At 61.2% G+C, this 15,485-nt stretch carries 8 protein-coding genes; all 8 read left to right on the forward strand.

What is annotated here, in order from left to right:
* Position 1: 1 nt before the first annotated feature.
* The 8 genes from FJW05_RS08775 (at position 2) to FJW05_RS08810 (ending at position 15,350) form a co-directional block, all read left to right on the forward strand.
* Positions 2 to 1,027, forward strand: a complete 1,026-nt coding sequence (locus FJW05_RS08775) for an alcohol dehydrogenase catalytic domain-containing protein (RefSeq protein ID WP_140630981.1) — start codon at positions 2 to 4, stop codon at positions 1,025 to 1,027.
* A gap of 31 nt (positions 1,028 to 1,058) precedes the next feature.
* The gene (gene hutC, locus FJW05_RS08780) at positions 1,059 to 1,790 is read left to right on the forward strand and encodes a histidine utilization repressor (protein WP_140630450.1); all 732 of its coding nucleotides are present in this window, start codon (positions 1,059 to 1,061) and stop codon (positions 1,788 to 1,790) included.
* Positions 1,791 to 2,106: 316 nt separating this feature from the next.
* Entirely contained in the window at positions 2,107 to 3,108 is a 1,002-nt protein-coding gene (locus FJW05_RS08785; RefSeq protein WP_140630984.1) for an ABC transporter substrate-binding protein, read from the forward strand.
* A 151-nt stretch (positions 3,109 to 3,259) separates the two neighbouring features.
* The gene (locus FJW05_RS08790) at positions 3,260 to 4,000 is read left to right on the forward strand and encodes an ABC transporter permease (protein WP_176477106.1); all 741 of its coding nucleotides are present in this window, start codon (positions 3,260 to 3,262) and stop codon (positions 3,998 to 4,000) included.
* Positions 4,001 to 4,010: 10 nt separating this feature from the next.
* Positions 4,011 to 4,793, forward strand: coding sequence for an ABC transporter ATP-binding protein (locus FJW05_RS08795; protein WP_140542710.1), 783 nt, complete (start codon positions 4,011 to 4,013; stop codon positions 4,791 to 4,793).
* Positions 4,794 to 5,550: 757 nt separating this feature from the next.
* The gene (locus FJW05_RS08800; RefSeq protein WP_140630986.1) at positions 5,551 to 11,265 is read left to right on the forward strand and encodes a HAMP domain-containing protein; all 5,715 of its coding nucleotides are present in this window, start codon (positions 5,551 to 5,553) and stop codon (positions 11,263 to 11,265) included.
* 11 nt (positions 11,266 to 11,276) lie between these two features.
* The gene (locus tag FJW05_RS08805; protein ID WP_140630453.1) at positions 11,277 to 13,364 is read left to right on the forward strand and encodes a response regulator; all 2,088 of its coding nucleotides are present in this window, start codon (positions 11,277 to 11,279) and stop codon (positions 13,362 to 13,364) included.
* A 219-nt stretch (positions 13,365 to 13,583) separates the two neighbouring features.
* Positions 13,584 to 15,350 (forward strand): hypothetical protein, encoded by a 1,767-nt coding sequence (locus FJW05_RS08810; protein ID WP_246673291.1) that lies wholly within the window; start codon positions 13,584 to 13,586, stop codon positions 15,348 to 15,350.
* Positions 15,351 to 15,485 lie beyond the last annotated feature (135 nt).

A 15,485-nucleotide genomic window follows, 5' to 3' on the forward strand; every position in this document is an offset into this window, starting at 1 on the left:
GATGAAGGCCGCGCGACTTTACGGACCCGGCGACTTGCGCGTTGAGGATATCGCCGCCCCGGGCGTCCCCGATGCGGGCTGGGTGAAGCTCAAGGTGGACGCCGCGGGCATCTGCGGTTCCGACCTGCACAATTTCCGCACGGGCCAATGGATAAGCCGCTCGCCTTCGACGGCCGGCCATGAATTGACGGGCACGGTGGTCGCCGTCGGCGAGGGCGTCGACACCATCGCCATTGGCGACCGGGTGGTCGCCGATTCCCGCTTCTGGTGCGGAGAGTGCGCGCAATGCCGTGCCGGCAGGCGCCATCTCTGCACGTCGCTAGGCTTCGTCGGCGAAATATGCGACGGCGGATTTGCCGAACAGGTCGTGCTCCCCGCGCGACTGTTGCATAGCGTCGATGCCGCGCTTGATGCACGGGTGGCGGCAATGGCCGAGCCGCTCGCCGTTGCGCTGCACGCGGTGCGACGTCTGCCGAAAGCAGCGGCCTCGGTGCTTGTTCTCGGCTGCGGGACCATTGGCGGCCTTGCCGCGTTGCTGCTGTCGCGGACGTTCGCGGGCACCGTGCTGATCGCCGACCGCAACCAAGGCCGCTGCGCTCGCGTCGCGCGCGTGACCGGCGCCACGATCGTCGATCTAGACCCGCACGCCATCGCCTCAGCGACTGCGAATACCCCCTTGCTCGCGGCCGTCGAGGCGACAGGCAGCGTCGCCGCGCTCAGTCAGTTGCTGGGTGTTCTCGGCCCGGGCGGTACCATTGCGATGGTCGGCATCTTCCACGGCCGGCTCGACATCGACCCCAACATGCTGGTCGAGCGGGAGATCGCGTTGCTGGGCTGCCACGCCTTCGCCGACGAGCTTCCCGATGCCATCCGGATGCTGGGTGAGCTGAGCGAGCCGCTGATCAGCCTGATCGACCGCGAGATCGGCCTGGATGACGTCCCCGCGGCCTATCGGCGGCTGCTGGAAGGCCAGGGCGACGGCTTGAAAACAATCATCCGAATGCGGCAACCCCTTGAGCATTCCTGATTTCCGATGCTTGCCGGAAAGGACATCTGAAATGAACACTCTGCCCGATACGGCCAGCCCCCTCTACGAGAAGGTCAAGGACTACATCCTGACGAACATCGGAACTGGCCGGTGGAGCAAGGACCGCAAGCTGCCGTCCGAAAATGAATTCGTGGCAGCGCTTGGCGTCTCCAGGATGACGATCCACCGTGCCTTGCGGGAACTGACCTCGGCGGGATTTCTGATCCGGCTGCAGGGCGTGGGAACATTCATCGCGCCGCCGCGGCCGCAATCGGCCCTGATCGAGATCAACAATATCGCGGCCGAGATCCTGGCACGCGGCAACAAGCATCGTTCCGAGGTTCTCGTCCTCGAAAAAATCATGCCGGAAAAGGAGCTTGCGCTGTCCTTCGAGTTCGCCAGGCGCTCGTCGGTCTACCACTCCGTCGTCGTCAATTTCGAGAACGATCTGCCCGTGCAACTGGAAGAGCGCTTCGTCAATCCGAGCCTGATACCCGACTACGACAAGCAGGATTTTTCCAAGACCGCGACCTACGACTATCTGATGCAGAAGACACCGGTGACCGAGGTCGAGCACATCATCTCGGCAATCCCGGCCGATGCCGAGACGGCGCGGCATCTGGGCATCGATGCCGGCAGCTGCTGCCTGCTTCTGCACCGCCGGACGTGGACGGGAGCCATCGTCGCCACCATCAGCAAGCTGACCTATGTCGGCAGCCGCTATTCGCTCGGCAGCCGGTACTCTCCTTCCAAAAACGGCTGATCGCGGCAAGGCGAGCCTTGTTCCGGGCGCAAATCGCGTGACGGACTTCCTGGAGGCGATCGATCGAACGCCTTGCGGCGAACGGATGCGGCTTGATGCCCTGGAAGCCGCGGATTTCGAGCGCTCCAGCTTGTATATGCATGTATGTATTTTCGCCTTGACATTCACCGCCGCTGACGTTGAGTATCCTTGCGCTTCCGTTGAAGCGGCAGGTAAGACGCCGAGCCACAGTGCCGCAAGAGCATAAGCCCGCATTCTCATCCAGGCCGGATATGCAGTTCAAAGAGCGGCGCGATCATAAAGGGGAACAGAGATGATGCGTAACCTAGCAGGACAATTTCGTGCACTCGCCGTGGCCGCCGCCATCGTGTTCGCCCCGGCGGCCTATGCCGCCGACACGGCCATTCCCGCGACGCCTGAAGCGGGAACCTTCAAGATCGGCATCGAGCCATGGCTCGGCTATGGCCAGTGGCACGTCGCCGAGGCCAAGGGCCTGTTCAAGGCAAGCGGGTTGTCGGACGTCCAAATCGTCAACTTCGCGGAAGACAAGGACATCAACGCCGCGCTCGCGAGCGGCCAGCTCGATGCCGCCAACATCGCGACCCATACCGCGATGGGTATGGTTGCGGCGGGCCTGCCGGTGAAAATCGTGCTGCTGCTCGATGTCAGCATGACGGCCGACGCCATGATCGCCGGCAAGGATATTTCCTCCATCGCCGATCTCAAGGGCAAGCAGGTCGCCTTCGAGGAGGGCACGACCAGCGACATCCTACTCAAATACGCCCTTGCCAAGAACGGCCTGTCTATCGCCGATGTGCAGCCGGTGCCGATGCCGGCGGCCGACGCCGGCAGCGCGCTGATTGCCGGACAGGTCCCGGTCGCGGTCACCTACGAACCTTATCTCACTGCCGCCAGGGCGCAGAACAAGGACGTCAAGCTGCTCTTCACCGCCGGCGAGGATCCCGGCCTGATCAGCGACGTGCTTGTGGTGCGCGACGAGGTGATCAAGTCGCGACCCGGCCAGGTGCTTGCCATGATCAAGACCTGGGATGCGGCCCTGAAGAACTACAACGGCGATACCGCTGGCGGCCGCGCCATCATTTCCAAGGCGGTCGGTTCCAGTGTCGAGGACCTCAACACGGCCTTCGACGGCGTGCGCTATTATTCTCTCGCCGAGAACAAGAGCGCTTTGACCGGCGAGTTCTCCACCAAGACATTCGCCGATGTCGAAGCCGCCGCCAAGAATGCCGGGCTGCTCCAGGCCGACGTGACGCCGGAGCAGATGATAGACCCGTCATTCGTCAAGGCCGCGGAATGACGAAGGCCGCGTCGCGGTGGTAGCGCGGATGTCCGAGCAGCGTGCCGCCAAAACGAGCCAGTCCGGCCCCGCGCAAGGACCGGCTGCGCGACCGGTGCCGCGCCGCCGATCCTCCGGAATCGGCGCGCCCATCACGCGGTCGCGTTTCCTGATGATCGCCGTGGCCGTTTTTGCCGGCCTCGGCCTTGCCTGGTGGGCGGCAACAGGCCTGGAGCTGGTGAAGCCCATCTTCCTGCCCTCGCCGGAAAGCGTGGCGGGGCAGCTCGGCAAGCTCTGGAGCGACGGCACGCTGTGGCTGGACCTCAAGGCCTCGATATACCGCATCTCCATCGGCTTCCTGATCGCCTCGGCGCTGGCGATACCGATCGGCGTGCTGATCGGCAGCTTCAGGGTCTGGGAAGCTGCTGTCGAGCCGCTGGTGGATTTCATCCGCTATATGCCGGTGGTCGCCTTCGTGCCGCTTTCGATCCTCTGGTCGGGCACCGGCGACGCCCAAAAGTTCCTGATCATCTTCATCGGCACCTTCTTCCAGCAGGTCCTGATGATCATGGACAATGTGAAGCGGGTTCCGACGGATTTCGTCGGCCTCGGCAGGACGCTCGGCCTGCCGGACCGCAAGATCCTGACGCGCATCGTGGTGCCCAGTGCCCTGCCGGGCATCTGGGACACGCTGCGCATCAGCCTGGGCTGGGCGTGGACCTGGCTCGTGCTGGCTGAGCTCGTCGCGGCGACGTCCGGCCTCGGCTACCGCATCACCGTGTCCCAGCGTTATTTCCAGACGAACACCATCATCGGCTACATCCTGCTCTTGGGCGTGCTCGGTCTCATCACCGACCAGGTGATGAAGGCGCTGGGAAAGGTGCTGTTCCGGCAGGAAGGGCACGCGCAATGAGGTTCGGCCGATGAGCTTGCCCAAACTGCGCATCGAAGGCCTGCACAAGAGCTTTGGCACCGGGGAGCGGCGCACCCAGGTGCTGCGCGACATCAATCTCGATCTTGCCGACAACGAGTTCGTCTCGCTGGTGGGCACGTCGGGTTGCGGCAAGAGCACGCTGCTGTCGATCGTTGCCGGGCTGCAGGATTTCGACGCGGGCGAGCTCGACATCGACGGCTCGCCGATCCTCAAGCCCGGCCTCGACCGCGGCGTCGTCTTCCAATCCTACACGCTGCTGCCTTGGCTGACGGCGCAGCAGAACATAGAATTTGCCCTCAAGGCCGCCGGCTATGATCGCTCGACCTGCCGCAGGATCGCGCGCGAGCATCTCGACCTCGTCAAGCTTCCGCATTGCGCCGATCTCTATCCGTCTGAACTGTCGGGCGGCATGAAGCAGCGCGTCGCCATCGCGCGCGCGCTGTCCTATCGGCCCAAGATGCTGCTCATGGACGAGCCCTTCGGCGCGCTCGACGCCTTGACCAGGCACCAGATGCAGGAGCTGCTGACGCAGATATGGGAGGAGCACCGGCTGACCGTGCTCTTCGTCACCCACGACGTGGAGGAGGCCGTCTACCTGTCCGACCGCATCGTCGTGATGGGGATCGGCCCGGGACGCATCATGCGAACCTTCAACGTCGACATAGAGCGGCCGCGCCGGGAAGAGATCATGGAAAGCGCCGAGTTCATGGACCTGCAGCGCAATGTCCACAAGGCGATCCGCGAAGCTTCAAGACGTCCAGAGATGGCATGAGGCGAGCCAGCCTTGCCGGGCCGCCTGCGGAGTTGCCCCTCTGCGAGTAGTGGCACTGCAAGGGGATTTTGACCGATCGGCTCTGTTTGCGTTGGCAGGTGGCCTGCGTTGGAGATTGGCCGAAACGCCGACCCCGTCGTCATTCCAGGGCGGAGCAGGAGCGAAGCTCCGTCGCGAAGACCCTGGAATCCATGCCGTCACCTTCGCCAAGGCGTGCGGCGGAGCAAAATTCTGCGCCGTGGCGGCGCTCCCAAGTCACGGAATGGATTCTATGGTCTGCGCGCGTCGCTTCGCTCCTTGCTCCGCCATAGAATGACGAGGTTGGGGCGGCTTCAACCAATCTCCGGCGTTTGCGCTGATTTCACGGAAGTGAATGGGGAATCTTGCACCTAGACAAACCGAAACCTTTCAAAATCCCTGTGTCGGGGAACTAACATAATCCTTGTCCGCCAATAGCTTACGAAGCCGTCCGCCAAGGTTGACAAGAGCCCGCGAGCGGCGGTGTCGCAGCTTCCGATTGGGCGGAATACACCAAGCAATTTCCAAGAGCGAAGCAAGCCAAATGACGGGGCGAGCCTTTGCGCGTTCTTAAGCGCTTGCTGGCGTGCGGATAAGATTCGATCTGCACATCGGAACAAATTGGCGCCTACCACGTTTTGGAGCTTGCGGTGAATTGTATACCTAGCCGCGAGGGCGGGACTTCATCTGATCATCAGTTTCTTCACAAACAGGTGGACTGGGGAGTGGCACTGTGAGCGTGCAGGCATCAAGGGCGCAATTAGATCGTCGTCAGATTCTCAATTCCTTAAAGGCCTTCAGGCGAGGCGACTTTTCCATCCGGATCGACAACATCTATGAGGGGATAGATTCCGATATTGCCGATGCCTTCAACCAGATCGTCGAACTCAACGATCAGGTGACGAAAGAGTTTGAGCGGCTGAGCAGGGTCGTCGGCAAGGACGGCAGAATTGGCGAGCGGGGTCATGTCCGCAATGCTACCGGCAGCTGGGAATCAAGCGTCAGGTCGGTCAACGACCTGATCGAAGACATGGTTCAACCGACCGCCGAAGTGGCCCGCGTCATCGGGGCAGTGGCGAAAGGCGACCTATCCCAGACAATGATGGTCGAAATCGACGGCCGCCCGCTGCGCGGGGAGTTCCTGCGCATAGGCAAGATCGTCAACACGATGGTGGGGCAACTGGCTTCCTTTGCCTCCGAAGTGACACGTGTCGCTCGTGAGGTTGGAACGGAGGGAAAGCTCGGCGGACAAGCGCGGGTGAAGGGCGTGGCCGGCACGTGGAAGGACCTGACCGACAACGTCAACGCCATGGCCACCAACCTTACCGGCCAGGTGCGCAACATCGCCGAGGTGACCACTGCGGTGGCGTCAGGCGATTTGTCAAAGAAGATCACCGTCGACGTGAAAGGCGAGATCCTCGAGCTCAAGAACACCATCAACACGATGGTCGATCAGTTGAACTCGTTCGCATCGGAGGTGACGCGCGTCGCGCGTGAGGTCGGCACGGAAGGCAAGCTCGGGGGCCAGGCGCGGGTCGAAGGCGTCGGCGGCACGTGGAAGGACCTCACCGACAATGTGAACTCCATGGCCGAAAATCTGACCGGCCAGGTTCGCAACATCGCCGAGGTCACGACGGCGGTCGCGCTGGGCGATCTCTCCAAGAAGATCACCGTCGACGTGAAGGGGGAGATCCTCGAGCTCAAGAACACCATCAACACGATGGTCGATCAGTTGAACTCGTTCGCATCGGAAGTGACGCGCGTCGCGCGCGAGGTCGGCACCGAGGGCAAGCTCGGCGGCCAGGCCCAGGTTCGCGGCGTCGCCGGCACATGGAAAGACCTGACCGACAACGTCAATTCCATGGCCGAGAACCTCACCGGCCAGGTGCGCAACATTGCCGAGGTCACGACGGCGGTTGCTTCGGGCGACCTGTCGAAAAAGATCACGGTGGCCGTGCAGGGGGAGATACTCGAGCTCAAGGATACCATCAACACGATGGTCGATCAGCTGAACTCCTTCGCTTCCGAAGTCACGCGCGTTGCGCGCGAAGTGGGCACGGAAGGCAAGCTCGGCGGGCAGGCAGAGGTGAGGGGCGTCGGGGGCACCTGGAAAGACCTGACTGACAACGTCAACCTGATGGCGGCCAACCTGACGGGTCAGGTCCGAAACATCGCCGAGGTGACGACAGCCGTCGCCCGCGGCGACCTTTCCAAGAAGATCACCGTGGACGTCAAAGGCGAGATCCTCGAGCTCAAGGACACCGTCAATACGATGGTCGACCAGCTGAACTCTTTCGCCTCCGAAGTCACGCGCGTGGCGCGCGAGGTCGGTTCGGAAGGCAAGCTCGGCGGCCAGGCCCATGTGGAAGGCGTCGGCGGCACGTGGAAAGACCTGACCGACAATGTCAACGCCATGGCCGGCAATCTGACCGTGCAGTTGCGCGACGTGTCCAAAGTCGCAACCGCGATCGCGACCGGCGACCTGACGCAGAAGATCACCGTCGATGCCTTGGGAGAGATCCTGCAGATCAAGGACGTGATCAACACGATGGTTGATCAGCTGAATTCCTTTGCCTCGGAGGTGACGCGCGTGGCGCGCGAGGTCGGTTCGGACGGCAAGCTCGGCGGCCAAGCGCAGGTCAGAGGCGTGGGCGGCACCTGGAAGGACCTGACCGACAATGTGAACGCGATGGCGGCCAACCTGACGGGCCAGGTGCGTAACATCGCGGAAGTGACCACGGCCGTGGCACTCGGCGACCTTTCCAAGAAGATCACCGTGGACGTCAAGGGCGAGATCCTTGAGCTCAAGTCGACCATCAACACCATGGTCGATCAGCTGAACTCGTTCGCCGGCGAGGTGACGCGTGTGGCGCGCGAAGTCGGCACCGAAGGAAAGCTTGGCGGCCAAGCCCAGGTGCGAGGCGTGGCCGGCACATGGAAGGATTTGACCGACAACGTGAACTCCATGGCCGAGAATCTGACCGGCCAGGTTCGCAACATCGCCGAAGTGACGACCGCCGTCGCGCGAGGCGATCTCTCGAAGAAGATCACCGTCGACGTGAAGGGCGAAATCCTCGAGCTCAAGTCGACCATCAACACCATGGTCGACCAGCTGAACTCCTTCGCCGGCGAGGTGACACGCGTCGCACGTGAAGTCGGCACGGAAGGAAAGCTTGGCGGTCAGGCCGAAGTGCGCGGCGTGGCCGGCACCTGGAAGGATCTGACCGACAACGTCAACCTGATGGCCACCAATCTGACCAACCAGGTGCGCGGCATCGCCGACGTCGTGACTGCGGTTGCGCAAGGCAATCTCAGACGCAAGCTGACTGTGGACGCGAAGGGCGAAATCGCCTCCCTCGCGGACACCATCAACGGGATGATCGAAACGCTGGCCACCTTTGCCGACCAGGTGACCAATGTCGCGCGCGAAGTCGGCATCGAAGGCAAGCTTGGAGGCCAGGCACGCGTGCCTGGCGCCGCCGGTCTGTGGCGCGATCTTACGGACAACGTCAATCAGTTGGCGGCCAATCTGACCACGCAGGTCCGCGCAATCGCCGAGGTCTCGACGGCGGTGACGAAGGGCGATCTGACGCGCTCGATCAGCGTCGAGGCTTCCGGCGAGGTCGCCGCGCTCAAGGACAACATCAACGAGATGATCCGCAATCTCAAGGATCAGACGTTGAAAAACGCCGAGCAAGATTGGCTGAAGACAAATCTCGCGCGTTTCTCCCGCATGCTGCAGGGAGAGCGCGATCTCGCCACGGTGTCGCGTCTCATCATGTCCGAGCTCGCTCCGCTCGTGAACGCGCAATACGGCGTCTTCTACGTGACCAATCGGGACGAGGAGGAGTCCTATCTGGAGCTGGCGGCGTCCTATGGCGCCGAGAGCAAGGCGGCAATCAAGCAACGCCTCGATCTGCGTGAGGGCCTTGTCGGACAAAGCGCTGCCGACAAGCGAGCCATTATGCTCGACAATGTTCCGCCGGACTTCTTGCGCGTCACATCGGGCCTTGGCAGCGCCTCGCCGGCCAACGTCATCATTCTACCTGCCTTGTTCGAAGATGAGGTCAAGGCCGTCATCGAGCTCGCGTCCTTCGGCGAGTTCCGCGATACGCACCAATCGTTTCTCAATCAGCTGATGGAATCGGTCGGCATCGTCCTCAACACGATCGCCGCGACGATGCGCACCGAGGGCCTGCTCAAGCAATCGCAACTGCTGACGTCCGAGCTGCAGGCGCGTCAGACCGAACTGACGAAAAAGCAGGAGGAACTGCACGCCACTAATGAGGAACTCCAGGAGAAGGCTCAACTTCTGGAGAATGAGAAGAAACAGGTCGAAAACAAAAATCTCGAAATCGAGATGGCGCGCCGGGCGCTTGAGGAGAAAGCCGAGCAGCTGGCGCTTACCTCCAAGTACAAATCCGAGTTCCTCGCCAACATGAGCCATGAGCTCAGAACTCCGCTCAACTCGCTCCTCATCCTTTCAAATCTGCTTGCTACGAACCAGCAGGGCAACCTCAACGAAAAGCAGGTCGAGTTTGCTCGCACCATCAATTCGGCCGGTACGGACCTTCTCAGCCTGATCAACGACATCCTCGATTTGTCGAAGATCGAGTCCGGCACGGTCTCGATCGACATCAACGATATGCCGGTCGCCCATTTGCGCCAGCATATGGAGCGCACGTTCCGCCAGCTTGCAGCCGACAAGGGTCTGGGCTTTACCATCAATGTCGATCCCGCTCTTCCGGAAACCGTGCGTACGGACGAGAAGCGGTTGCAGCAGATCGTGCTCAACCTGCTGTCGAACGCCTTCAAGTTTACCTCCGAAGGCAAGGTCAGCCTGAATTTCAAGATGGAAAAGGCGGGACGCCGCAACGGCGCCAAGCTGCCCAGGAAAGCGCTTGCGATAGCGGTGACCGACACCGGTATCGGCATCCCGGAAGACAAACAGAAACTGATTTTCGAGGCGTTCCAGCAGGCCGACGGCACGACCAGCCGCAAATATGGAGGAACCGGTCTTGGGCTCTCGATCAGCCGTGAGATCGCCCGTTTGCTCGGCGGTGAGCTAAGAGTTGAAAGCATTCCCGGCAAAGGATCGACGTTTACGCTGGTCATTCCGATCGATGGTCCCAGGGTTGCCGCCGCCAGCCAGCCGGAACTGCTTCCGGCCACCGAGGCAATCGCGACGACAGCGGCGCCCAGCGGTTTGCCGTCGGCGGAATTGATGGACGATCGCGACGCCATATCGGCGCAAGACAGGGTCGTTTTGATCGTCGAGGACGACCCAACCTTTGGCGGTCTGCTGCTGGGCTTGGCACGGTCTGCCGGGTTGAAAGGCGTCCTGTCGACCGCGGGCTCCGGAACCTTGGCACTGGCGCGCAAGCTGGTGCCGGACGCGATCACGCTGGACCTCGGCCTGGCGGACATCGATGGATGGGTGCTCTTCGACCTGCTGCGCCATGATCCGAAGACCGCCGGCATTCCCATTCATGTGATTTCCGGAGCGGAAGACATCGATAGCCTGGCTCGCAAGGGGGCATCGAGCATCTCGACCAAGCCGGTGTCATCCGAGGAACTGGTGAAGGTGTTCCAGGAAATTCATTCGAGGAACCTGCGCGTCCAGCGCCGGGTGCTCCTGGCTGACTCCGATCCCGAGCGCCGCCTTTCCCTTGTCGAGACGATCCGCGACGGCGTCACCTCGGTCACCGCAATCAGCCGCGCGGCAACGGCAGAGGACATCGATCTCGCCTCATACGATGCGGTTGTCCTTGGGCTTGGAAAGTCTGCCAGGGACAATGCGCGGGCCCTCGACGAACTCACCAATCAGTTTTCAGACGGCCTTCCCCCACTTCTGTTTTTTGCCCCTCATTCGGAGGCAGTTGAACAGGTGCTGGCGTTGAATCCCGCTTTGTCCGCAGTACCGCGAGCTGAGAATTTTGCTCAATTGGCTCTCCATGTATCTGCGACGCTTCCGGGAGGACTGCGCGAGGAAAGCGGGGCAGGTGTCGAACGAGCTGACAACAGGTCGAATCTTGCGGGCGCGAAAGTCCTGATCGTCGATGACGATATTCGAAACATCTATTCGCTGACGAGCGTCCTTGAGACCTACGATATCGAAGTCCTTCACGCTGAGCGCGGCCGCGATGGGATAGCGTTGCTGGAGGAGAATGCCGACGTCGACGCAGCCTTGATCGACATCATGATGCCGGAGATGGACGGCTACGAGACGATGAGGAGTATCCGCAACACACCCTCCATCGCGCATATTCCATTGATATCGGTGACAGCAAAGGCGATGAAAGGCGACCGGCAGAAATGCCTGGAAGCCGGGGCTTCCGACTATATTGCCAAGCCTGTCGACCTCGACCTGCTGTTGGCACTGCTGCGGGTCTGGATCGGCCGCTCTCGGGATCGGGTCGAGACATCCCAAAATCTGCTTAGGTCAGTCAACTGACGGGATGCCCGATGCAAAGGCTGTCGCGGATCCGTTCGAAGAAACTGGAGATTGTGCAGTTGGCGGACAATCAGTCAAAGGCACGCATCCTGGCAGTCGATGATGACGAACGAAACCTGTTGGCGATCGAAGAAGTTCTCACTCCACTCGCGGAAGTCGTCGCTGTGCAATCCGGCGAGGAGGCGCTGCGCTGCCTCCTAAAGGAGGACTTCGCCGTTATCTTGCTGGATGTTTTGATGCCGGGCCTCGACGGCTACGAAACAGCCTCGTTGATCCGCCAGCGCGAACAGTCCAGACGAACCCCTCTCATCTTCCTCACGGCCATCAACAAGGAAGATGCGCATATGCTGCGCGGCTACGACGCCGGCGCAGTGGACTATATGTTCAAGCCCTTCGACCCCGCCATGCTGCGATCCAAAGTGGCTGTATTCGTCGAGCTTCACGAAAAGACGCTCGAGATCCAGCGCAATGCGGTCGCAGAACAGGCACTGCTGGCGAAAGCCTTGCAGGCCGAAAAACAAAAGCTCGAGGCCGAACGATCGCTGCGCGGCGCCGAAGAACGGCAGGAGGCCATACTTGGATCCTTGCCCGTCTGTTTTCACGCCAGGGTCGCCGAGCCGCCCTTTGCAGCCCGTTTTGTTTCAAAAGGCGTCGAACGTCTGACGGGATTCCCACCTGAGCGACTGACGTCCGAGCCGTGGTTTGGGCTGAGCCGGGTGCATCCGGAAGATCTATCCAGGGTGCGGGAAGCTTTGCTGGCGGCAAAGGTGACAGGCTCCTACACATGCGAGTTCCGCTGGCAGTGCGCCGATGGCAAATACCGTATCTTTCTCGACCAAGGGATCCTGTCGAAAGGTGTCGACGGACGCCGACCCGAAATCCTCGGCACGTTGCTTGACGTGACCGAGCGGCGTGAACTCGAAAATCAACTTCTTCAGTCACAGCGCCTCGAAGCGGTCGGGAAACTCACCGGAGGGCTGGCACACGATTTCAACAATCTGCTTGCCGCGGTTCTGAGCGGACTGGGATTGCTCGAGAGGCAGCTTACGCTTGACGAGCAAGCAAAGAAGATCGTTGAACTCACTCGCCGCTCCGCGAAGCAAGGCGCCGAACTTGTCAACCGCATGCTTGCCTTTTCGCGGCGTCAGAATCTGAAGCCGACGGCAGTGCGGCTGGCTGCGCTGGAAGATACGATGAATGGCTTGGTGGCTCCCGTGCTCGGCGGCCTGATCCGCTTTGAGTGGGAGGTCGACGACTCCGTTTGGCCCGCGCATGTCGACGTCGTTCAATTGGAGTTGGCGTTGATGAATCTGGTGTTCAACGCGCGTGACGCGATGCCCTCCGGCGGGACAATTGCCGTGCAGGCGCAAAATCGGGTCATCAAAATACCTTCCGAAGACCTGGCAGCCGGAGAGTATGCAGTCCTCACCGTCAAGGACACCGGTGCCGGCATCCCGAAGGAGATTCTGACCAAGGTCGTCGAACCGTTTTTCACGACGAAGCCCGTCGGGAAAGGCACCGGGCTGGGTCTCAGCACGGTATACGGTTTCATGAAGCAATCGGGCGGGGCGCTTCGCATAGACAGCCTCGTCGGGCGCGGAACATCCATGGAGCTGTGGCTGCCGCGTTCAGCGGAGCAGCCATCCGATAATGTGGCAGATCCGGATGGAGAGAGAGTCCTGGTCGAGGCCGCAGGGAAGGCTTTCCCTTCGCTTCTGTTGATTGACGACAGCAGCGGATTGCGGCAGCTAACCGCGGAATCGCTTCGGCAACACGGGTTTACAGTGACATGCGCAGCAGGCGGTGCCGAGGCGCTGGCAATTATTGAAGGGACACCGCATGAGTTCGACGTCATTGTCACCGATTTCGCAATGCCGCTCGTGTCCGGAGTCGAGGTAATCCGCTTCGCGCGCAACCTCCGCTCCGATTGGCCAGCGGTCATGATAACCGGCTATGCCGATGCTGAGGCAATTTCAAACCGCCCATCGGACGTGCCATTGGTCAACAAGCCGTTCCGGGAAAAAGATCTCATCGAGAGCATCTTGCGGGTCAGCGCCTTGAAGGCAGTCGGCGGCCGGCCGACAGCCGGCTCCGGTTAGATCAAGACTTGGCAGTGGCCAACCGGTCTTTCGCGCCAACGGATTGAATCCGAGAACAGCCGCTGACCACCATGCTGCCCGGCGTTGTTGCAACGTTCATTGCAGCCGGACCCTCCTTGTGCCGCAACGTATGGATCGGGAGGGGGAAGCGAACGGCAACCCGCGGAAGACGCCGCTACGAAGGTACGCGCAAGCACCATTGCGGGCACATGAGCCGGAATGTACCAACAGACGCCTGCGCCGTCGCGCGGACGACTCGGCGGTATGAAAATAGACGACGGATCGATTGACGCGAAATTGAACGTACATCAACAGGCAGATCTCTCCACCGATGACTGCAGAGCCCAGCTGGCGCGTATTCTGAGCAGCGCGGACTTTCAGGCAACCGATCGCGAGCGTCGGTTCCTCAGCTATGTCGTGGACGAAACCTTGGCGGGGCGCAGCGATCGCATCAAGGCCTATTCAATAGCGGTGGAGGTATTCGATCGCGGCCCTTCGTTCGACCCGCAGACCGATCCGATCGTGCGCATCGCAGCCAGCCACCTTCGCAGGTCGCTTGAACGCTATTACCTGACAGCCGGTCTGGCCGATCCCATTCTCATTGGCCTTCCCAAGGGAGGATATGTTGCCGCATTCTCATCGCGCGCCAACGTAGCTCCCGGCGCAGATGAACCTGAGCCCGCGATTGTAGGCGAGCCCCCGCAACAACCGCGCCGACTGGACAAGCCTGTTCCCATCGCGGCGATGGCCGTGCTGGCTGCTGCCGCCTTGGCCCTCGTCTTGTGGCTCGGTTCTTCCCGGCTGTCTCCAAGCGAGCCGGAAATCCCGCATTTGCTGGTTGAGTGGTTCGACGACATGAACGGCTCGAGCGCGACTACGGCTTTGGCCCGCGGGCTTACGCAGGAGGTCATAAGTCAGCTCTCCAAATTCAGCGACATCGTCGTGGTCCAGTCGCTCGGCCAGGTGGGTCCGGATGTACGGTACGCGCTGGCGGGAAGCGTGGACATGTCCGCCGGGACCTTTCGGGTTCGGGTTCGCATGCTCAACCGTGCAGATGGATCGGTTCTCTGGGCGCACAGCTACGATGGCTCGACGACAGTTCCCGAACTTCTGAAAATCCAAGCCGATATCGCCGCCAATGTCGCCACGAGCCTGGCACAACCATATGGCGCTCTATTCGAGGCGGATGCCAAGCGTGCCGTTCCCGATGCTCCCGACGACCAGGCTGCCTATTTCTGCACGCTTTCCTATTACTCGTATCGAGCCGGTTTCAACCCTGAGAGCCGCCCCGCTGTCCGTTCCTGTCTCGAAAGCGCCGTGGAGCGATTTCCTCGATACGCGACGGCCTGGGCGCTTCTGTCGTTGATCTACATCGATGAATTCCGGTTCTATTATCCGTTCGAATCCCAGAAATCGGCACCATTGATCGATCGCGCCCTTGCCGCGGCGGATCGCGCCGTGCAGCTGGAGCCAAACAACGTCCGGGCCCTTCAGGCACAGATGATGGCACTTTATTTCAGGGGGGAGACCGAGGCGGCCATCAGAGTGGGGCGCCGCGGCATCATCATCAATCCCAATGACACGGTATTCGTAGGTGAGTACGGGTATCGGCTGGCGTTGTCCGGAAATTGGAAAGAGGGATGCCCGCTGGTCGCGGAAGCGCGAAATCGCAATCCGGGGCCACTCGCCTATTACGAGGTGGCGTTGGCTATCTGCGCTTATTTCAACCGCGACATCGAGCAGGCGGTCATGTGGATCAGAAAAGCGAATGTTCCCGACAATGCGCTCTATCGTGTGATTGCCGCCGCGATTTTTGCCGAAGGGGGCTACGCTGCCGATGCCGAGCGCGAGCGTTCCTGGCTGATGCTCCATGAGCCCGGACTGGTAGCAAATGTTCGACAGGAGGCATTACTGCGGTTCGGCAATTCCGATGATGCCGAAACGTTTCTCGGCTCCCTCAGGAAGGCAGGCCTGATGCCCAACTAACGGCCTTTGCAAGGCCTTTCGCCGATGTTCGATACCGTAAGTTACGTTCCATTGCCGTTGCCCATCCTCAAAGTCGGCTTGGCGGTATGGTTTTGATAAATTTTCCCCGACTACCATCGCGCCAAGGCACGGTGC

It is taken from the genome of Mesorhizobium sp. B2-9-1 (genome assembly GCF_006439455.1).
In the GTDB taxonomy this organism is placed as follows: domain Bacteria; phylum Pseudomonadota; class Alphaproteobacteria; order Rhizobiales; family Rhizobiaceae; genus Mesorhizobium.